Annotated in this window: 19 protein-coding genes; 11 read left to right on the forward strand and 8 right to left on the reverse strand. The window is 54.3% G+C overall.

From position 1 onward, the window contains the following. Positions 1–113: 113 nt before the first annotated feature. The 4 genes from LA756_RS08870 to LA756_RS08885 all read right to left on the reverse strand — a co-directional run bounded on the left by LA756_RS08870 (position 114) and on the right by LA756_RS08885 (position 4,890). Positions 114–1,061 (reverse strand): hypothetical protein, encoded by a 948-nt coding sequence (locus LA756_RS08870; RefSeq protein WP_224439514.1) that lies wholly within the window; start codon positions 1,059–1,061, stop codon positions 114–116. 90 nt (positions 1,062–1,151) lie between these two features. Continuing rightward, a complete protein-coding gene (locus tag LA756_RS08875) occupies positions 1,152–2,168 on the reverse strand; it encodes a CocE/NonD family hydrolase (protein WP_224439515.1) in 1,017 nt (338 codons plus the stop codon). Positions 2,169–2,323: 155 nt separating this feature from the next. Further along, complete coding sequence (locus tag LA756_RS08880) at positions 2,324–3,700, reverse strand: PQQ-binding-like beta-propeller repeat protein (RefSeq protein ID WP_224439516.1); 1,377 nt, start codon at positions 3,698–3,700, stop codon at positions 2,324–2,326. Positions 3,701–3,828: 128 nt separating this feature from the next. Next, complete coding sequence (locus tag LA756_RS08885) at positions 3,829–4,890, reverse strand: NAD(P)-dependent alcohol dehydrogenase (RefSeq protein ID WP_224439517.1); 1,062 nt, start codon at positions 4,888–4,890, stop codon at positions 3,829–3,831. A 250-nt stretch (positions 4,891–5,140) separates the two neighbouring features. Between LA756_RS08885 and LA756_RS08890 the strand changes: the two genes are divergently transcribed. Both LA756_RS08890 and LA756_RS08895 read left to right on the forward strand, forming a co-directional pair. Beyond that, complete coding sequence (locus LA756_RS08890) at positions 5,141–6,070, forward strand: AraC family transcriptional regulator (protein ID WP_224439518.1); 930 nt, start codon at positions 5,141–5,143, stop codon at positions 6,068–6,070. Between the two features lie 174 nt (positions 6,071–6,244). Next, positions 6,245–7,492: a polysaccharide pyruvyl transferase family protein gene (locus LA756_RS08895; protein ID WP_315858362.1), complete on the forward strand. Its 1,248-nt coding sequence runs from the start codon at positions 6,245–6,247 to the stop codon at positions 7,490–7,492. 166 nt (positions 7,493–7,658) lie between these two features. On the opposite strand, the gene LA756_RS08900 is transcribed toward LA756_RS08895, so the two are convergent. Further along, complete coding sequence (locus tag LA756_RS08900) at positions 7,659–8,015, reverse strand: hypothetical protein (protein ID WP_224439520.1); 357 nt, start codon at positions 8,013–8,015, stop codon at positions 7,659–7,661. A gap of 236 nt (positions 8,016–8,251) precedes the next feature. On the opposite strand from LA756_RS08900, the gene LA756_RS08905 reads away from it, so the two are divergent. From LA756_RS08905 to LA756_RS08925, 5 genes are all read left to right on the forward strand, one after another. Next, positions 8,252–9,163 (forward strand): DUF1559 domain-containing protein, encoded by a 912-nt coding sequence (locus LA756_RS08905; RefSeq protein ID WP_224439521.1) that lies wholly within the window; start codon positions 8,252–8,254, stop codon positions 9,161–9,163. Between the two features lie 94 nt (positions 9,164–9,257). After that, positions 9,258–9,662 (forward strand): carboxypeptidase-like regulatory domain-containing protein, encoded by a 405-nt coding sequence (locus LA756_RS08910; protein ID WP_224439522.1) that lies wholly within the window; start codon positions 9,258–9,260, stop codon positions 9,660–9,662. 573 nt (positions 9,663–10,235) lie between these two features. Beyond that, positions 10,236–11,138: a DUF1559 domain-containing protein gene (locus LA756_RS08915; protein WP_224439523.1), complete on the forward strand. Its 903-nt coding sequence runs from the start codon at positions 10,236–10,238 to the stop codon at positions 11,136–11,138. After that, positions 11,138–11,632, forward strand: a complete 495-nt coding sequence (locus LA756_RS08920; protein ID WP_224439524.1) for a hypothetical protein — start codon at positions 11,138–11,140, stop codon at positions 11,630–11,632. Before LA756_RS08915 ends, LA756_RS08920 begins: the two co-directional genes overlap by 1 nt. A gap of 109 nt (positions 11,633–11,741) precedes the next feature. Continuing rightward, positions 11,742–13,175: a PepSY domain-containing protein gene (locus LA756_RS08925; protein WP_224439525.1), complete on the forward strand. Its 1,434-nt coding sequence runs from the start codon at positions 11,742–11,744 to the stop codon at positions 13,173–13,175. 91 nt (positions 13,176–13,266) lie between these two features. Here LA756_RS08925 and LA756_RS08930 read toward each other — a convergent pair whose 3' ends face one another. Then, positions 13,267–13,521 (reverse strand): hypothetical protein, encoded by a 255-nt coding sequence (locus LA756_RS08930; protein WP_224439526.1) that lies wholly within the window; start codon positions 13,519–13,521, stop codon positions 13,267–13,269. Positions 13,522–13,817: 296 nt separating this feature from the next. Next, the gene (locus tag LA756_RS08935; RefSeq protein ID WP_224439527.1) at positions 13,818–15,347 is read right to left on the reverse strand and encodes a ComEC/Rec2 family competence protein; all 1,530 of its coding nucleotides are present in this window, start codon (positions 15,345–15,347) and stop codon (positions 13,818–13,820) included. A gap of 641 nt (positions 15,348–15,988) precedes the next feature. Here LA756_RS08935 and LA756_RS08940 point away from each other — a divergent pair. Further along, positions 15,989–16,447, forward strand: a complete 459-nt coding sequence (locus tag LA756_RS08940; RefSeq protein ID WP_224439528.1) for a bacterioferritin — start codon at positions 15,989–15,991, stop codon at positions 16,445–16,447. Between the two features lie 113 nt (positions 16,448–16,560). On the opposite strand, the gene LA756_RS08945 is transcribed toward LA756_RS08940, so the two are convergent. After that, entirely contained in the window at positions 16,561–16,917 is a 357-nt protein-coding gene (locus LA756_RS08945) for a hypothetical protein (RefSeq protein ID WP_224439529.1), read from the reverse strand. A gap of 318 nt (positions 16,918–17,235) precedes the next feature. On the opposite strand from LA756_RS08945, the gene rpmF reads away from it, so the two are divergent. The 3 genes from rpmF to fabG all read left to right on the forward strand — a co-directional run bounded on the left by rpmF (position 17,236) and on the right by fabG (position 19,301). Then, positions 17,236–17,442 (forward strand): 50S ribosomal protein L32, encoded by a 207-nt coding sequence (rpmF, locus tag LA756_RS08950; RefSeq protein WP_224439530.1) that lies wholly within the window; start codon positions 17,236–17,238, stop codon positions 17,440–17,442. Between the two features lie 124 nt (positions 17,443–17,566). Continuing rightward, positions 17,567–18,475, forward strand: coding sequence for an ACP S-malonyltransferase (fabD, locus tag LA756_RS08955; protein WP_224439531.1), 909 nt, complete (start codon positions 17,567–17,569; stop codon positions 18,473–18,475). Between the two features lie 55 nt (positions 18,476–18,530). Further along, the gene (gene fabG / locus LA756_RS08960) at positions 18,531–19,301 is read left to right on the forward strand and encodes a 3-oxoacyl-[acyl-carrier-protein] reductase (protein ID WP_224439532.1); all 771 of its coding nucleotides are present in this window, start codon (positions 18,531–18,533) and stop codon (positions 19,299–19,301) included. The last annotated feature ends 184 nt before the right edge of the window (positions 19,302–19,485 follow it).

Consider the following 19,485-nt stretch of genomic DNA (forward strand, 5'->3'; position numbering starts at 1 on the left):
AGTATGGCACTGCAAAATTGCAGCCATTCGCTCTATCTAACCCCGTAATCTCGGCAAAGTGTCGCAGCACTCACTTTCGATCGCCTGCTCTGGGAAACGGGGCATACCAAGACTTAGCGGCCGACGACACGTTCCACGACAACACGGTCCTTGATGCGTGCGTTAATCACCGATGTGCCCGCCGGCAAATCCAGATCGTCGAGCGTGAAGTGACGTTGGTCGATCGGTTCGTTGACCGAATCCCATCGAAACTTCAACGTGTGCACAATTCCGGCGGGTTCTAACGTAAGTCTCCAACGGGTAGGGACCCAAATCTTCTTTCGCGGTTCCCACTCGGCCGAATTGATGCCAACCGGCTGGAACGTGCGTCCCTTTTGCTGGACATACATCACATTGAGCACCGGCACGTAATCTCGCGATCGATCCAAACGCAAGAGAATTTTCGTAGGACGTTTGCGGCTTATCGACCCGACCCAAACTAGATCGGTGAACATCGGATCCGATTCATCGAGAAAGCTGAGCGTGCCTGGGAAAAGGCTTCCATCATTGGCGATTTGCTCTTGAAATTTCGGCCACGTCCAATCGTTTCGAAAATGAGCCAGATTACCAATCCCCACCGTGCGGATATCGAGCGGCATGGTACCAGGAATATCGGATTCGTTTTCCCGAGCATCTTTTGATACATAGCCTGGGCAAACACGAGGTGGCCCCAGGAGAGGCGAAACGACGCGTGGCAAATGGACGATCACTTCTTGCTCGTTACGAATCCGCTGAGCCATTCGTCCCGACCGCTGATCGAAACGTTCAAGCTGATGATCGTAGTCGAACATCAGCCAATTCTTCTGGGCATAGCTTTCGGTTCGCGGCGTAACGTCCTGTTCCATTTGCACGCTGCCTGAGTGAATTTCACCGAGCGTTGCCATCATGGTGTTAATGATGTAATCGGCTCGATCCTGGTCTTGCACACTGAGTGGAGTCGGAGTACCAGGCCAAGTCTCGGCATCGGGAACAGGCTCGGCAGACAGTGTCAGCGCGATGAGAATCGGCAAGCAGCAATGCATGGTGCATCCTCCTGGATAAGCGGGCACGATTGATTAGAACCGATACCGATTCCGCTTACCAGGATTTTGCCAAGTCGGTGTCTCGTTGCGTTATTTGCTTAACGCGAACTGCCACGCATCTCCTTTTTCCATGATCTCTCGCGGACCAGTTCCTTGCAGCCAGGCTTTGGCGTCAACATCTTCGCGCAGATATGTGTCCCAGAAAGCGGTCGTTAGGCCCAGAATGACACGATGGTGATTCGCATTCCGATCTCCATCTTGAATACCAGCCAGCCGGACGTTGCTTTCGATATATGCCATGTGCGTTCCACCATCGAGAACAACTTCGTACCGATCGATAGTCGTTGGCATCGCGGGATAAACCTTCCGGCGAGACTCGGCCGTGTTGCCGCGAGGCGTATCGTCCTTGGTGCCAGTCATCAAAAGCATCGGGCGATCAATTTTACGAAAGGCCTGTTGCTCGTTTCCTTGTCGCATGACCGAAGGACTGTAACAAATACCAGCTTTCACCTCCGGCACTTCAAAGGAACGCTGCACTACGGGAAACTGTTGCCCGACAGTGCCGAGCGTGGTCAGCGCTCCGAAGGAATGCCCTGACATGCCAATTCTTTTCGAGTCGATTCGTCCCTCCAGTGGATGGCCCGGCTGGCGGTTCCAATTTGGAATCGCATCAACAACAGCTTGAATATCATCAATTCGCAGAACCCAATTCTGGGGATTCGAGGCGGCCTGCATACTCGCCTTCTGATCTGCTTCGCTCCAGCCGCGCCAGATGGAAATATCACTTCCCGGATGTTGAACGAAAACAGAAACGTAGCCTCGCCCGGCTAGGTGCTTACCAATATAAGCACAGTTGTCTCGCGAGCCTCCCAAGCCATGGCTAAAGAGGACCACAGGGCAGGGGTCTTCTTGCTTTGGAATATAGAACCGAACTGGAATCTCGCGCTTTCGTTTCGAGTCTTCCAGCGCGAATGTTTTGGTGACAAATTGTGGCGATGTTGCAAGCGGATCGTATTCCTCCGCGCTGAGCGAACCGACACCCAAAACCAACGCAACAAGCAGTCCCATGGCGACATCGCGATATGCCGATCGAAAAGTAGTAATCACAGCAACCCCCAGCAGCGGATTTCGTAGGTAGTCAGACTTATCTCGTCAAACCACCGCCAGGGGATCAAGGTTTCAAATTTTCTGCCAATGAATACCAGATGCGCATTTCTCGCAACAATGGTGCCTGAAGCATTCAGTCAGGCACCATGCATCAGCTATTCAGCTGCAACGTCGTAACACAACAGCAAGTCATGATCGCGAATGTACAGCTTGCCGTTGGCGATCACGGGGTGAGCCCAAGCAGGGCTGTCGGTTCGATCTGGCTGATCGAAGCGGCCACGTTCAACGTATTCTTCCTTGTTCGGTTCGATCAACAGAACGGTGCCATCTTCGGTTCGCAGATAAAGCAAACCGTCGGCCATGGCCAGGCCACCTTTTTGGGCGCTACGTTCTCGCCAAAGAACATCGCCGGTCTGGAAATCCAAGCATGCCAGGAAACCGCCGCCGTTGCCGCCGTTGGCACCATACAAACAGCCATCGACAACGATCATGCCGCCATGGTGGTTTTGCATGTTCGACGTGAAATAAACTTCTTCCGCTTCGATGTTGCCGTCGCCGGTTTCCTTCAATTTCACGGCCCCACCTCCGTTGCCGTAGGCCGATGCGGCGAAGATCAAACCATCTTGGTAGATCGGTGTCGAGCAGTTAATGCCCATTGGATTCGCTGGTCGGTCGTACTTCCAAAGCAGCTTGCCATCTTCCGCCGAAACACCGACCAAGGCATTCGCCGTCAACTGAACGTATTGCCGCTGTCCACCAAAGTCGATGGCGATCGCCGAAGCGTATGCTGCGTCAGGGCGAGGACCGCCACGTCCGAAACCACGACGTCCACGACCTCGGCCGCGGCCTTCGTCGCGAGGACGTTCTTCCCGGGCCTCTTCCGCCATCGGTTCCGCAACAGGCTCGTCTTCTTTCGTCTTGGTTTGCCACAAAGTTTTCCCGGTTCGCTTGTCCAACGCGACGATCGTTGCTTCCTTGCCGCCAGGGGTAACGATCATCTTGTCACCATCGATCAGCGGCGACTCACGATAACTCCAGCGTGGAATGGTTCCTTCAAACTCGCTCTTCAGATCGCGTTGCCATACGATCGAACCATCGTCGACTTTCAAGCATGCGACATTTCCTGCCATGCCCATGACGAACAGCAAGTCGCCGTCGATCGTCGGCGTGCAGCCAGGTCCTTCTTTCGATTGCGGCATGTCTTGCTCGTAGGCTGGTCCCAGTTTGGCCACCCACAGTTCTTTGCCATCCTTTTCGGATAATGCCCAAACGACTTCGTCTTCGCCCCGATTGCTCATGCCGAAGATCCGACCGTCAGCAATCGATGGCGTGCTGTCCCCGCCACCCAGTTCGGTGACGCGCCAGGCCAATTTAGGACCACCGCTGGGCCACTGCTTCATCAGCCCTGTCTCTTGCGAAACGGCGTCACGCTTCAATCCTTGCCATTGCGGCCAATCGGCGGCCTGCGATTTGTCGGCGAGAAATAAACAAGCCGCTCCAGCGGTCAAGCACGTCACAATAAAACGATGCATGGGTGATCTCTCTGTCGTTCACGATATTTTTGGTGCCAAAGGAGGTTGCCTTGCGCCGAGTCGGCGCAAAGCTTCCCCCACCCAATGAAACACACACGAGCCGGCAAAGTTTTGCTGACTCGGTCAATTTATTCATTCTTGAGCGATGCCATATCGATGCAGAAGCGATATTTCACGTCCGATTTCAGCAAACGCTCGTAAGCTTCGTTGATCTTCTGGATCGGAATCACTTCGACATCGGCGGTAATGTTCTTTTCGCCGCAGAAGTCAAGCATTTCCTGCGTTTCGGCAATGCCACCGATGATCGACCCGGACAGGCTACGCCGTCCAAACAGCAGCGAAAACGCAGAAACCTCCATCGGTTGCTCGCTCGCACCGACCAGCGTCAAGTTGCCGTCGGTTGCCAACATCGCCAGGTACGCGTTGATATCATGCGGGGCCGAGACCGTATCGAGAATAAAGTCAAACGTGCCGGCATGCTTTTGCATTTCATCTTCGTTACGAGAGATAATCACCTCGTCGGCACCTAGTCGCAGGGCATCTTCCTTCTTGCTTTCCGAGCGGGAAAAGACCACCGTATGAGCCCCAAATGCATGGGCAAACTTCACGCCCATGTGCCCCAGGCCGCCCAGGCCCACGATTCCAACTTTCATCCCCGGACCGACGCCGTAACGTTTGATCGGCGAATAGGTCGTAATCCCAGCACAGAGCAGGGGAGTGGTCCCTGCAAGATCCAAATTATCTGGCACGCGCAGTGCGAAGTGCTCGTCGACGACAATACTGTCCGAGTAACCTCCATAGGTGACCGGGGCGGTTCCATGCTTGTCAGGCGAGTTGTAAGTGAACACGCCATGCGGACAAAGATTCTCGCGATCCGAATTGCACTCGCGGCAAGTCCCATCGGAATCGACCATACATCCGACGGCGGCCAAGTCGCCAGGCTTTAAGTGGGTGACGGCCGAACCAACTTTCGTTACCCGGCCAACGATTTCATGCCCCGGCACCACCGGATAGACGGTCGGCATCACGCTGTTCCATTCGTCGCGGACCTGGTGCAAGTCGGAATGGCAAACACCACAGAACAAAATCTCGATCTGCACGTCTCGATCGGTCGGATCGCGTCGCGGAATCGAAGCCGAATCTAGCACGGATGTCGCACTTTCTGCCGCATAAGCTTTGGTTTGATACATAAGATAGGGTTCCTGTCGAGCGTTCGTATGGGAAACGGAAGCGATCCCATCCCACGTCCCACCATGGACTAGCAATAGGATCAAATTCCAGGCGAACTGAAGTCTTTCGAGGTGCTGAATGCCTGATGAAGAAAATACTAAGGCTGCAAACGCCCAGTACGGTATGCCGATCCTTCAGGGTCATTGTCTAATTCTCCAGACGCGCCATTTTTTTGGTCAACGATCGGTCAATCGACGTTAAATTTGAGGTATGAGCATTTCATCGGAAAACCGACCCTCCTCGCGCATGTTGGCTGATCAGGAAGAACTCTCTGCACGCATTGCCGAGAACCAGCAGCAAGATGGCAACCAGCAGATTCAGCCTGGCTTGTTCTTCTATCGTGCGGCGGCCCCTTCCAAACCGCACCACGCAGTCTGCGAGCCATCGCTTTGCTTGATCGCCCAAGGCAGCAAAACGGTCACGATGGGAGATGCCTGTTTTCGTTACGACCCGGCCAACTACCTGATCACAACGATGGGGGTTCCGCTGGTTGCTCAGATCGTGGAAGCATCGCCGGAAGAACCTTACCTCAGCTTGCGACTACAACTCGATCCTTCGGTAATCACTTCGGTGGTGGTCGAATCGGGTCACGTTCCTGCCAAAGGGGAGGGGAACGTCAAAGCGGTCGACGTCAGTCAACTCGATGCCGAACTGCTTGACGCCGTGCTGCGATTGGTTCGCTTGATCGACAAGCCAAACGACTTCGAAGTCCTTTCGCCCCTGGTGACTCGTGAGATTGTTTACCGCTTGCTGACCGGCGCCCAAGGCGAACGGATGCGGCACCTGACACGCTTCGGTGGACATGCTCATCGGATGGTTCGCGCGATCGAATCGATCCGCACCAACTTCGATCAACCGATCCGGATTGAAGACCTGGCCAGAGACCTGAACATGAGCGTCTCGGGCTTTCACGTTCACTTCAAAACCGTCACCGCGATGACGCCGATCCAATTCCAAAAGCAACTTCGTTTGCAAGAGGCTCGTCGATTGATGCTCGACAATGGCCTCGACGCCGCCCAGGCCGGATTCCAAGTGGGCTACGAAGATGCGTCTCACTTCAGTCGCGAATACAAGCGGCACTTTGGCAAGCCGCCGATGCGTGATGTCGAAGAGCTTCGCGCCACATCAATTGCCGATTAACTCATTCTTGCTTTGACGAAATGTATCGTCACGCGCAGCCGAAACAGGGCATCGTGAAACGGTCTCGACGAGCAGTTATAATCAAGGGCCCCACGGCCGCTGGCCGAACGATGATCCCCTGCCTATTTATGCGCGAGTTGACGAGATCTTATGAAGCGACGAACCTTTCTCAGCATGTCTGCGTTGGCCACGGTGGGCCTTACTTTAAAGTCGACTTTGGCCGCAGAAGGCAAGCAGGCCCCGAAGATTTTGCTGCGTTCTTCGTGGCAAACTGTCAACATCGGCGACATTGCCCACACGCCTGGCGTGCTGCGAATCCTTAAGCAGCATCTACCGGAAGCGGAAGTCACGCTGTGGCCTTCCAGCATCGACAATGGTGTCGACAAGTTGCTTCTCGCCGAATTCCCTGGTCTCAAGATCGCGAAAAAAGGAAGCCCTGAACTGCAGCAAGCCTTCGAAGGATGCGACTTCCTGCTGCACGGTTCCGGGGCGTCGATCGTCGCCCAGAACGACTTGATTCGCTGGCAAAAAGAAACCGGCAAGCCTTACGGCATCTACGGGATCACCTTCCCGATGAAGAAGTCGTCCTCCACTTCCCCCCAAAGCGAAGCGGCGTTGAAGCGATCGGTTGAGGTGCTGAACAACGCGAGCTTCGTCTACTTCCGCGACGGCAAGTCGTTGGAACTTGCCAAGAGCCTCGGCGCGAAAGCTCCTGTCATGGAGTTCGGTCCCGATGGTGCGTTTGCCTGCGATCTACGCGACGCTGAACTAGCCGAAGCGTTCCTGGCTAAGCATGGCCTGGAAGAAGGCAAATTCCTTTGCTGCATTCCCCGACTTCGCTATACGCCATATTGGACGATCAAAGAAGGTCGCAAGTTCGACGAAAAGAAACATGCTCGCAACGAAGAAATGAAAGAGCATGACCACGCACCGCTACGTGACGCGATTGTCGAAGTGATCAAAAACACCGACATGAAAGTGCTCGTTTGCCCGGAAGATCGCACGCAAATGGCGGTCGGCAAAGAGATGATCTACGACAAGCTTCCTGCCGACGTGCTAGACCGCGTTGTTTGGCGGCCGGACTATTGGCTGACCGGCGAAGCGGTGAGCGTATATGTTCGCAGCGCTGGACTGTTTGGCAACGAAATGCATTCGCCCATTATGTGCATCGGCCATGGCGTGCCGGCAATCGTCTGCCGCTTCGAAGAACAGACCACCAAGGGCTTCATGTGGGAAGACATCGGCCTCGGCGAGTGGCTCTTCGATCACGACTCTCCGAAAGACCAAAGCCGAATTGCCCCGACCGTATTAAGCCTCGCTCAAAACCCTGAGCAAGCAAAAGCGAAAGCCAATCAGGCCAAAGCGTTTGTAGAGAAACGCCAACGCGAAACGATGGAGACATTGAAACGTTCGCTGGCCTAGTCAAAGCGGCGTTTCCCAGAACGGCTGCTTCGACAGACGTTCGCCATCCCAAGACCACGCCACGATCTCTTTCTGCTTCGAGCAGTCCATGCACGCTCGAAGCTCGTCGTTGGCGTTTGGTATCCATCCGGCACACGCCAACAATCAATGTCCCCGCAAAGTCTGACTAGGCATCGCTTTTCTTGGCCGGCGATGCGGTGCCGATGCCGACTTCTTTTCCATCGAACTCCGTGAAAATCTCTCCGGAATACTCTTCGTCGAACTGAAATCTCACCGCCGGAAACCCGTCCGGCTGCAACGTCATCTGAAAGCCTCCTTCGACTTCGGCAAATTCAAAGCGGTGCTCTCCACCGACTTTCAGTTCGGAAACGACCAAACCTAGGCGGCTGTCGATTCCATCGGCAGAGAAGGGGCTCAGCATAAAGACGCAGTCTCCCTCGCTGGCCGAACGAGGCGAAAGCAACATGAATCCAGCATGATGGCCTTCCCCGGAGAATAGATTAAATGATTTTGGTAAACCCATTTTTACATCCTTACACCAGCCAAATTAACCAGAAACACTCCAATACATTCACCACGAAAGTACTAGAATTACCCCCGCATACATAGGGATTCCCGCATTTATAGCGCGAAATCATTCTAAGCATTCTTTCCTTTCTTTGTCACTATTCATAAACTACGGAGCACGGATTCACCCACTATTGTGGATCTACTGTCATCTATTCTCACGTTACCTCTTTTTCTTTCCGGAGTGCCTTAATGGGTCTAGTTTCCCGTCGCCGCAGTCGAGCATTCACGCTTGTTGAGCTTTTAGTGGTCATCGCCATCATTGGCGTATTGATCGCTCTTCTTCTTCCTGCCGTGCAGCAAGCACGCGAAGCAGCTCGTCGGATGTCGTGCAGTAATCAGATTAAGCAACTTGGACTTGCGCTGCATAACTATCACGATACCTACGGCAAACTTCCGCCTGGGTTGGTGACCAATAACCACCTCAGCTGGCAAGTTCAGATTCTCCCGTTCCTGGAACAATCCGCATTGCTGGATGCGATTCAAACAGTGGGAGCAATGAACGAGAACTGGGAAAATATCGACGAGATGACCACGCTCGGCAACCCTCCGCTGGCCAAGACCGAAGTCCAAGCATACGTTTGCCCCTCGGACGTCGGTGGCGGTCTGAACGAACGCGCCGCTGGCTACGCCAAGTCGAACTACGTCGGCGTTTTCTCGGCTTATTACAATCCCACGAACCCGACCGCGACCAACGACAACGGCGGCACCGATCGTCAGGCCACATTCTTCGACAACTCGAAAGTCAAGTTCCGTGACATCGTCGACGGCATGAGCAACACCATCATCGTTGCCGAACGTCAAACGTCTCCACGATCTGGCCCGGCCGGTTCGCTTTGGGTTGGCTACACCCAAGACTCCAGCGCCGCGATCAACAGCACGATCGCTCAGTTCCAGATTCGGCTTCGCATGGAACGTGCTTCCAACGATACCGACTACGTCATCAACGGAACGACCAACTACAACCCCAGCAGCTACCACCCCGGCGGCGCTCAGTTCCTGCGTGGCGATGCAAGTGTTGTCTTCCTGCCAGAGACGATCAACCTTCGCACGCAAGCCGCACTCGGCACCATCGATGGCGGCGAAGTTCTCGGCGAATACTAAACCGTCGCCTGACGAAACCTATCAGGTCTCGAGGCAAGCGACTTAGCCTCGAGACCTTTTTCATTCTTGATCATCACCCCGGAGAGCACTCAACATGTTGCGCCAGCTCCCTCTTTATTCGTGTCTTTTGTTGTCGGTGTTGTTGCTGACGGCCGGCTGCCAATCCGGTCAAGACTTCTCCAGCGTCTCTGGCCAAGTCACGATGGATGGCAAGCCACTTGCCGATGCGATCGTTGCGTTCGATCCCGGCAGTGGCAATCGCCCCGCGATCGGCACAACCGACGCCGACGGCCAGTACCAGTTGCAATACACGGCCAATCAAATGGGCACCGCACCTGGCAGCTACACCGTCAGAATTTCCTCCGCTGCCAGCCAAGGGGAAGGGCAACCACAACGCCGCTCCTCAATTCCCACCAAGTACAACGAACAGTCCGAACTGACCGTCGAAGTCACCCCCGGCACTAACCGCAACGTCAACTTCGAGTTGCAATCGAAGTAACCCACACGCAGCAACACCCACCAAGCCAAACAAGTCCGCAGCGAAGCCATTCGCCCGCGGACTTTTTCATGTCCCCACGTTCCGTTTTGTAGGTCCGCCTAGTCAGACGTAATGCCTAAGACAGACTTTCGCAAGTGCGTGTGGAGGAACAATTTGGCGATCACCCACTACTCATTAGGGACATTTGCGTAGCGCGCTAGGCTTCCTCCCTCGTCATAGCCAATGCAGCACCACCAACCATTATTTCGCAGTTTCTGACATTTAATGAGAGTTCTCCCCCTTTACGACCTAGTACGCGGCAAATAGACTAACCAGCTATTGAGACCGAGTCTCTCAATCAACTTTGTATTGACTCGGTATTCATTGACGTTGATTTCTAAATGTAGGTGTCGCAATGTCGTGATGGGTTCTTAGGGAGATATAGCAAGCCTCTCTTCGCCTGCCAAAACCCGTAGCCATCGGCATTATCCCGAAACGAAATTCACCGTTTGAGTGCGGCTCGCACGACGTTGGTCGTGAAGAGTCGGGGAATCTACCACCACGATTTTGTACTGATCCAATTAGGGGAAAGAAATGCGATTGCATCCCAAAGCAACGCTGTTGCGGCGTGCATTTACTCTGGTCGAACTGCTTGTTGTGATCGCGATTATCGGTGTCTTGATCGCTTTATTGTTGCCGGCTGTGCAACAGGCCCGTGAAGCTGCTCGCCGAATCCAGTGCACCAACAATATCAAGCAAGTTGGCTTGGCGATGCACAACTACCACGACACGTTCCTCAGCTTTCCGATTACCTATCAAAACGACTCGGCGAACTGGACCGTTGCGATCTTGGCGATGATGGAACATGGCAACCTACAGGAACGCTACGACTACGATCTCGACTGGGACGAAGGAACCAATTTGGATCTAGCCGCAGAAATGCCAGAAGCATTCGTCTGCCCTTCCAATCCATCGGCTGGCAACGTGCTTAGTGGCAACGGTTTTGAAACGACCGACTATTCGGTCCTGCGAAATGCGTCGAACTGGGAGTTCACCAACTCGCTGTTTCAATCGTCTGGCCCTTACAAGATGCGTGATATTACCGACGGCACCAGCAACACCTGTATGACCTACGAGTCGGCAGGACGTGCGGACTGGTGGGTGGAAGGAAAACGTAACCCTGGCCAAAGTGGCTACACACATTCCTACGGCACCACTCGCGATGGTTGGACATCCCGCACTAACGCCGGCTGGATGTTTACCTGCGAAGTCGACATGAATGCCGCCGGCAATGACATGACTGCCGTCTACTGGTCAACAGGCAATCGCGTCTTCAACGTCAGCAACTGGTTTGGAGCTCCTTATTCGTTCCACCCTGGCGGCGTTCAAATGGGTATGGCCGACGCTTCGGTTCGATTCGTTCCCGAAACAGTCACCTACGAAAACATCGTGGCATTCACGTCGATCAATGGTGGCGAAATCCTGGGAGAATACTAATGCCAAACGCATTAACTTCCCGCTTTTTTGCCGCGGTCGTTCTGCTTTGCGGATGGTCGCTGGGATGCTCGAGCCAGCCAGCCTGGCAATCAGATACCCAGCCCATCCAAGGAACGCTGTCGATCAACGGTGAACCCGCCCAAGGTGCCATCGTAACGCTTCACCCTCAAGGGGAAGCGATCGACATTCGCAAGTCGAAGCCATGGGGCGTCGTCGACGAGACCGGAACGTATCAGTTGCGGACGTACGACAAAGGCGACGGTGCTCCGACCGGAACGTATAAGGTCACCTTCGTTTGGCAAGACAACCCATCGGTGATGGGTTCGCCTGACCAACTGCGAGGCGCCTACAACAACCCGGCCAACTCGCAGTGGACGTTCACTGTCGCAGACGACACAACGGAACTTCCGCCGCTGGACGTTACCGGCGCCAAGGTAACCAAGACCGCTCCTCGCAAGTCTCGGAAGCCTTCGCCATTCGACGACCCTGGCTAAGCCGAAACGATTGCCCATCAACCGGCAATCGTTGGCGTTCGTCCTTTCTTAGATTTGCTTTCTCATCAGGACTCGCCGTAGGAGTCCTGACACCCTGGAGTGTCACCGCATGTCCCTCGACATTGCCGAAGCTGTCCCTGCCACCGATGCTGCGGACAACGCCACCGCCAAACCGGCACGGCCGCAGAAACAGCCGAAGCCGACATCCCTTTATCGCGTGATGTGGCGTTGGCATTTCTATGCCGGGATGCTGGTGTCGCCCATTCTTATGGTGGTCGCGATCACCGGGGCCATCTATTTGTTCGCGGCAGAAACCAGCGACATGGTGCACCAGGATCGCCTGTTCGTTAAATCGATTGGCGAGCCCGTTTCCTATCCGCAACTGATGGCCGCTGCAGAAGCCGCCGTACCAGGCGGAACGGCTACGCGTTTAACGGCCCACGCTGATCCATGGCGAACGTCCGTCGTCAGCGTTGCCCCGCCGAAGAAAGAGGGAGAAGAAAAGCCAAAACGTCGAGGCCGCAACCGTGGCACGTCCGTCTACGTGAATCCCTACACCGCAGAGATTCAGCAAGTCGACAATGGCGAGCCTGACCCAGTCAACGGGTTCTTTCGCACGGTCCTCAACATTCATCGCCGCCTACTGGCCGGCACTACCGGCCGAATTGTTGTGGAACTCACGACTACGTGGACCATCATCTTGTTCATCAGCGGCGTCTACATGTGGTGGCCACGCAAGAAAGAGAAAATCAAAGGTGTCTGGATTCCACGTTTGACCGGCAAGTTCTATACCGTCCTCCGCGACTGGCACACGGTCCCAGGAATCTACCTGGCACCTATTTGCATGATCATCATCGTGACAGGCTTGTTCTACACCGTCGTCTGGGGCGAGTCGTTTTATCGCGTAACCAATCCGCTAATTGGCAGCGAAGTCGTCGAAGCCGAGTCGGCGAAAGATGAAAAACAAGCCGACGATAAAGAAGAAAATGAATACGTCGCCCCCCAATACGAATTGCAAACGGCCATGACTAAGGCCCGCGAGCTATACCCCGACCGCGACGTGACGATTACATTGCCGAGCAAAGCGGAAGATCATTACGACGTCTCCGCCATCAACGACTATGCACGCGGTACATACGGAGCCATGGACTCGACTGGCTTCAAACTGCATCGCGACACCGGCGCCGTTGTTGAAGAAAGCGATCTGTGGAATAACGATCGCTACTGGTGGCACACGTGGGCCTACCCACTGCATGTTGGAAGCGTCCTCGGCATGACCTCAAAAATTTTCTGGTTAGTCGCCTGCCTGATTTTAGTCGCCATGCCATTCACCGGCATCTGGATGTGGTGGAAGCGTCGCCCAAAAGGCAAAACCGGCTTCCCCGCTACGCCAACGCCTGGGGGGGTATCGATGTGGGTCTGGGGCACGATCGTGGCCCTTTGCTTCGTCCTACCAACGTTCGGCCTCTCGGTACTCGTAATTCTGCTACTCGACTTCATCGTGACACGCTTCACACGCCGTAACAAACGAGTCGCCGCGTAACCCCTGGCACCTAATCCCGCGAAAGCATCAACAAGCCATGCCGTCACGATTGCCGGTATGGCACTTTGCATTCGCTACGCAGCGGCGGGAATCAATCACCCCAGTCGTCGAAAAATAAGACAACATTCTCGCTGAGCGTTTCAAAAGGATCCTTGCCCTCAGATTTTGCGAGCTCTTCAATCGCATTGGCCCATCCTGCCCCTGTTGGCGTATCTTTCTTTTCGGTAAGCCAAGCACTAAATGCGAGATTAAATCCGTCCCTGTGCTGGATAGCTGAAAGCTGCTCGAACCCCTCCTGGTGCCCATACATAAGTGTTTCGATCTCCCTGAAGTTTCGAACATACATCGCAGGGCGTGCCATTATGCGATGAATGAACTCTGAGCAGAAACGCCTGTAATCACATTTCGAAATGGGTATCACCAACAAGCTTCCAGAGTCACGAATAGTTGATTCATTGGTTCCGATTAGAGCGTCATGGACACGAACTTGCCGGGAAACAACAACATGCTCACTCCAGTGTATTCACTTCCACTTCGATGCCCCAAAGAAGAACCTCGCCGTCGCCATGATCGGCATGGTACCGTCGCCAACAAAGACAAAAACGGCATTCAATCTCATCCACCCCTTTGGTCTCTGCTGCGTTAGGCTTTGATCACCTTGGCAGGGACTGGCATACCGTTGGGATCGAGCGTGTACGCGTACGCTTCTTTCATATCGGCCTTGCCACTGTCGGTGTAAATCAGGAGCCGATCGCCGTCGGTTCGGACTTTTACAATGCCATAGGCCGCTCGGCTGAAGCCGAAGAAGGGACCTCGCTTGGCGTGATCGTCGTCGTCGAGCCGACGCGACCAACCTTCCATGCTGAAGAACGCTACGAGCTCGGTGACAAAAATGAGCGGTTCCGGGACGCGGGAAAACTTGCCGAGACTTCCCATCAGCGTGGCCCTGGGGTGGATGTATTCCTTGCGAGCCGATTCGTCGCCACTTGATACCACACTGATTATCGGGGAAACCATTTGAAAAAAGGCTCCCGAGAAATCGGCCGAACCATGATGCGGCACCTTGAATACCTCGGACCGCAGGTTGATCTCGCCATGCTGATGCCGCTGGGCCAGAATACGTCCTGCTTCCTCGTTTAAGTCCCCTGAGAAAAGAAAGCTAAACCCACCATACTTAAGGCGAAAAACAATCGAATGACCGTTGATCGTGTGCCCCGCGTCGAGCCCCTTGAACTCGCTTTCGTCCAGGCTCATCGACTCGTGACCGATACGTGGCCCTTTGGGCGGCTTGCCGAGAAACTTCAACCCGGTCGTCGAACCGACTGTGGTCAGCAAAGGCCCCAGCACTTGCATCTCGAGCCCTTCGGTTTCCAGAAAGTCGAACGCGTCGTCGTCACCAAAGGAAAGCTTCCGGAACTCAATCGGCGATCGCTCGTTCCACGCCGTGAGAGCTTTTTTCCAAGCTCGAAAGGGCGTATTCATCTCGTCATCGGGCACGGCCAGCAAGTCGTCGACCAGTCCCGTAATGATGGTTTCTTTGCCAACTTTCTTCGTCGAGCCGAGCATATCCTTATCGGCGGTACGTTTACTGTTTACTGTCCGAGGACGCTTGACGAGCCCGTTGTGAAAGACCCTTTGCGGCGCGATGAATAACCGCTTTTTCGATTCGCTATTCGTTTCCGAGCGGTGTATTTCGACAAGTCCTTTAAAGTGATCAGCATCGCCGTGGGTCACCAACATACAGTCGATCTTCTTCGGTCGCGCCTCGGTACTCCCTCGAAACCGCGCCGCCAGATAGCGGGCAAACAGCTGATTATCTCCACCATCTACTAAGATGATCTTTCCGTCGGGCGTCTCTATGACGGTGCCGTCGCCTTGCTGAACGTCGACGAAATTTACCTTGAGCACTCGGCTTTGCTTTTGAGGAATGACGAGATCAGCCGGCTTTAACTTCGATGACTTCGTCGGGCAGATGAAAGCTTCGGTCGTGATCGGCAAGATGCTGCCATCCTGCTGTGTCTCGAACTTCGCCGTTTTGATTTTGATGTGCTTGTCTGTCACCTCCTCGACATTGACGTAGTCGCCCCACGCCATCGTATGCAGAAAGCCCTTGCGGTTAGGAGATGAATAGACGTTGGCCAGATCGACATTGATTACCGATTTCGTACCCATTGAATCCCCCTTTGCCGGGAACACCGACTTCAACGCTCGATCAATACCGATGCTTCAGTTTGTCGTGTTGCCCGATCACGATCATTCTCCATTCAAATATCTGGTGCCCAGCGAGCGCCGGTTCCAGGAACACACCCCTCTTACGAAACAATGAGCATAGCCCGATCGGACCACCGATCCCATTACGAAACTGAGAAAACTTGAAAAGCCAGATTACGTTGACCCAAACCGCAGCAGCTGGACGATTAGCGGGAGCGCAATATTGCTGCCTCGGTCGTTATCTCTCGCCCCATGGCGGACGTAACTTCACGGCCTCAGATGCACCAAACGGCCTCACTATTGAGACAGACTCGCCACAAGAGCCGTCTCAACAAGATCGCTTATTGAGAGCGGCTATCTTTTGGCACAAAATGCAAGTCTTAACCACGTAACGGGTTAATGACCTATGGATTTTGCCGATACGAGTGATACCATTCGGAAGTAGTTGAGACTGCACACGATGATGTAGCTACCGCCAAGTATCGTTCAGGCTCGCGATTTGCACCGTAGTTTCGGCGACCTAAACGCTTCGCCTCGCGGTGATAACGCACCAAACACGAGCGACGATGATCGCTCTTCAGCCAGAATGAAAGGACACCAAAATGGATCAGGCCGTAATTGACAAGTTGAACGAAATTTTGAAGCACGAGTGGACCGGAGTCGCTCAGTACTCGCAGGCCGGATTTGTCGTGAGCGGGCTGTGGCGAGAAGTCTACAGCGAAATGTTCCTGGACGCCGCCAAGGAATCGTTCGGCCACGCGAAGATCATCGGCCAGAAGATTTCCGCGCTGGGTGGCGTTCCGACCATCGAACGCAACCAGGTCAAACAGACCGACGACCTCTACGAAATGCTGACCAACGGGCTAGAGTTTGAATCGAAAGCGGTTCAGCTTTACCAAGAAGTGCTGTCAATGGTGGATGGCAAGAATCGCCCGCTGGTTGTCCTGCTGGAAGAAATCCTTCTGGAAGAACAAGAAGGCGTCGACGAGTTCACGATGATCCTGAAGGATCCGTCGGTCGCTGCCCAAGCCAAGGGTGGCAGCGCGTCGAAGGCGGGCTAAGAAGTCTCGCAAAGTTTGCGCGAAGGTTACAGGCAATCTACAGGTGTTGTTGAGGCAATGACCCAGGTAATACCAAGGCAATTGCCCAACAATGCTTGTTTTTCGCGCGACGGCTAAGCGGACTCGGCGTGCCAAATACGAAGCGAAGGTGCCGCGGGGGCAGGAATGCGTCCCGTAACAATCGCGTCATCTTCCTGGCGACTGGCCTTCAGTGTGACACGCTCACGCTTTGCCGAAACCATTTCAGGCAAAGCACTTGCGATACCAAGAGCCGTTCGCAAAGCAGCGAGTGATTCTGGCGGAACTTGAACACTGGACTGAGTAAACCAACCGACCCGTTCGCCACCATAGCTTTGCTGGCGAATTTCAACGAAGGCGTAACCCTCGCGGTCGGAACAGTTTACGACGAGCGTTCGATCGCGGTCTCCGGTCGAAATCGTTTCGACCACTTGTTCAGTAGGGTAGGGCATGTGCGGTGAGAGTGCTATCTGCTTGAGCAAAATTGATATCAAGTCTCAGTTCGCTTCTATTTTGCGAATGTCCTGCTCTCACGTCAATAAGAAAAAGTACCGATTGATCCAAATCGCTTGGCTTATTGACGGTTATCGCGAATCGCAGTATCATTTCGCGTTTCCCCCGGCATATTGTGCCTCACTTGGTGAGGCTTTCATCGGACGATAGCCCCTACGACTCTTGGATGGACGTTATCCAGCGAGACCCAAAGGGGCGTTAAACTGAGTCTGGGAAGCGACTTACGCTTTCACCAAGACCTCACTGGAACCACGGTCATGGCAGTACCTAAAAGAAAACAGTCGAATTCCCGCACCGGCATGCGTCGCGCTCACGATGGCCTGAAGGCTCGTGAATTGACTTTGTGCCCTCACTGCTTGCACGAACGCCGCGTTCGCGTTGCCGTCCCGACCCACGTAGTCTGCCCAGAATGTGGCTACTACCAAGGTCGTATCGTGATGCCAACGAACGAAGCCGCCGAATAAGCAACGTTGCCTTCCAAAGTGAAGTAGACCGCTGGGAAAATGCGCACCTTGAAAGCATACAAGGCTGTGCAATCTGACAGCGGTCTATCGCCTTCGAAGGACCAGCAAGAGAAGGGCACCTGCGATGAGCAAGATCGCATTCCTATTCCCAGGACAAGGCGCGCAATCAGTCGGAATGGGCAAAGCCCTCTACGACACACTGCCCGCAGCGAAAGAGTATTTCGATCGAGCCAACGAGGTTCTCGGATACGATCTCGCTCAGATTTGCTTTGAAGGTCCAAGCGAAAAGCTCGACTCGACCAATCACAGCCAACCGGCATTGTTTGTCACCAGCATTGCGGCACTCGCCCAATTGCGGGACCAAACGCCCGACATCTTGCTCTCTGCAGAAGCAACGGCCGGATTGAGCCTTGGCGAATACACAGCCATGGTCTTCGCTGGCGTCATGGAATTTGAAGACGCCCTCAAGGTCGTTCAAGTCCGCGGCGAAGCAATGCAGGCCGCCTCGGAAGCTGTGCCTAGCGGCATGGTTAGCATTCTCGGGCTCGACCAAGATGCCGTCGAAAAGATCTGCGACGAAGCACGCGAAGATGGCATCCTGCAAATCGCCAATCTGCTGTGCCCAGGCAATATCGTCGTCTCGGGAACGAACGATGCATGCGAACGAGCCGCTGAAGTTGCCGAGAAAAGCGGTGCGATGAAAGTCATCCCACTTGCGGTTGCTGGGGCATTTCACACTGAGATCATGCGGCCAGCGGTCGAGAAGCTGACCGAAGCCCTAGCGAATGTAACGCTTAAAAGCCCGAAAATCCCTGTGATTTCCAACGTCGATGCCCAGCCGCACGACAACCCCGAGGAAATCCGCTCGTTACTTCAGCAACAAGTTTGCTCGCAGGTCCGCTGGGAACAGTCGATGCGACACCTGCTCGACGAAGGATTTGACGAGTTCTACGAAATCGGAGCCGGCAAAGTCCTTCGCGGACTAATGAAGCGCATTAATCGCAAAGTTGCATTCACCGGCGTCGAGGCTTAGACGCTACGCCCATCCCACTAAACCTATTGATCTTATAACGTTAGGCATTTTTCTCATGAGCGACGCTGACTGGAACGCACTTCCCGTTGATTTGACTGGCAAAATTGCCATCGTCACTGGCGCCTCGCAAGGTATTGGCCAGCAGATCGCCATTGGACTCGGTAAACGCGGCGCCAAAGTGGCCTGTGTCGCCCGAAGTGCCGACAAGCTGGCCGAAACGGTTACCGCCATCAAAGATGCCGGCGGCGACGCAGAAGCGTTTCCCTGCGATGTCACGTCGCGAGAGAGCGTTGAAGGCCTGATCGACAAAGTCGCCGACGAGTGGGAAAAGATCGATATCCTGGTCAACAACGCCGGCGTCACGCGAGACAACTTGCTTCCTCGCATGACCGACGAAGAATGGGATACCGTTATCAATACAAACCTGCGCGGGATGTTCCTGTTCAGCCGTGCCGCCTCGAAGTACATGATGCGTGCCCGTTTTGGCCGAATCATCAACATCAGCAGCGTGTCAGGCATCATGGGCAACCCTGGCCAGACGAACTACTCAGCCTCCAAGGCTGGCATGATTGGCTTCACTCGCAGCCTGAGCCGCGAACTGGCCGGCCGCAAGGTCACCATAAACGCCATTTGCCCTGGCTTTATCGAATCGGACATGACCAAAGCCCTTGGTCCAGCCGTCGAAGACGAAGTCAAAAAACGCATTCCTGCGAAACGCATGGGCAAGCCAACCGAGATCGCTGACGCGGTCCTGTTCCTTGCCAGCGACAACGCGGCATACGTTACCGGGCAAGTCCTCACTGTCGACGGCGGCATGACGGGCTAGCACAATTTGGAAACGCCTTAGTGGCATTGACTTACACAACGCAAATTATCTAAGAGCGTGTTTCCAGAAATTTAAGATGGATAGGGTGGTGTCCACCTTGACCCGTTTTACTTGGGTCATCTATCTTGTTGAGCTTGAAACTTCATAAAAAACCAACTTAGGTCACCTATAGCAGGCCGAGCTT

It is taken from the genome of Bremerella sp. TYQ1, assembly GCF_020150455.1.
In the GTDB taxonomy this organism is placed as follows: Bacteria; Planctomycetota; Planctomycetia; order Pirellulales; family Pirellulaceae; genus Bremerella; species Bremerella volcania_A.

Bases quoted from the DNA above. Each gene is read 5' to 3' on its own strand.
- LA756_RS08870 (WP_224439514.1), bottom strand. From the start codon at position 1,061: ATGCATTGCTGCTTGCCGATTCTCATCGCGCTGACACTGTCTGCCGAG.
- LA756_RS08880 (WP_224439516.1), bottom strand. From the start codon at position 3,700: ATGCATCGTTTTATTGTGACGTGCTTGACCGCTGGAGCGGCTTGTTTA.
- LA756_RS08885 (WP_224439517.1), bottom strand. From the start codon at position 4,890: ATGTATCAAACCAAAGCTTATGCGGCAGAAAGTGCGACATCCGTGCTA.
- LA756_RS08890 (WP_224439518.1), top strand. From the start codon at position 5,141: ATGAGCATTTCATCGGAAAACCGACCCTCCTCGCGCATGTTGGCTGAT.
- LA756_RS08895 (WP_315858362.1), top strand. From the start codon at position 6,245: ATGTCTGCGTTGGCCACGGTGGGCCTTACTTTAAAGTCGACTTTGGCC.
- LA756_RS08900 (WP_224439520.1), bottom strand. From the start codon at position 8,015: ATGGGTTTACCAAAATCATTTAATCTATTCTCCGGGGAAGGCCATCAT.
- LA756_RS08905 (WP_224439521.1), top strand. From the start codon at position 8,252: ATGGGTCTAGTTTCCCGTCGCCGCAGTCGAGCATTCACGCTTGTTGAG.
- LA756_RS08910 (WP_224439522.1), top strand. From the start codon at position 9,258: ATGTTGCGCCAGCTCCCTCTTTATTCGTGTCTTTTGTTGTCGGTGTTG.
- LA756_RS08915 (WP_224439523.1), top strand. From the start codon at position 10,236: ATGCGATTGCATCCCAAAGCAACGCTGTTGCGGCGTGCATTTACTCTG.
- LA756_RS08920 (WP_224439524.1), top strand. From the start codon at position 11,138: ATGCCAAACGCATTAACTTCCCGCTTTTTTGCCGCGGTCGTTCTGCTT.
- LA756_RS08925 (WP_224439525.1), top strand. From the start codon at position 11,742: ATGTCCCTCGACATTGCCGAAGCTGTCCCTGCCACCGATGCTGCGGAC.
- LA756_RS08930 (WP_224439526.1), bottom strand. From the start codon at position 13,521: ATGTATGTTCGAAACTTCAGGGAGATCGAAACACTTATGTATGGGCAC.
- LA756_RS08935 (WP_224439527.1), bottom strand. From the start codon at position 15,347: ATGGGTACGAAATCGGTAATCAATGTCGATCTGGCCAACGTCTATTCA.
- LA756_RS08940 (WP_224439528.1), top strand. From the start codon at position 15,989: ATGGATCAGGCCGTAATTGACAAGTTGAACGAAATTTTGAAGCACGAG.
- LA756_RS08945 (WP_224439529.1), bottom strand. From the start codon at position 16,917: ATGCCCTACCCTACTGAACAAGTGGTCGAAACGATTTCGACCGGAGAC.
- rpmF (WP_224439530.1), top strand. From the start codon at position 17,236: ATGGCAGTACCTAAAAGAAAACAGTCGAATTCCCGCACCGGCATGCGT.
- fabD (WP_224439531.1), top strand. From the start codon at position 17,567: ATGAGCAAGATCGCATTCCTATTCCCAGGACAAGGCGCGCAATCAGTC.
- fabG (WP_224439532.1), top strand. From the start codon at position 18,531: ATGAGCGACGCTGACTGGAACGCACTTCCCGTTGATTTGACTGGCAAA.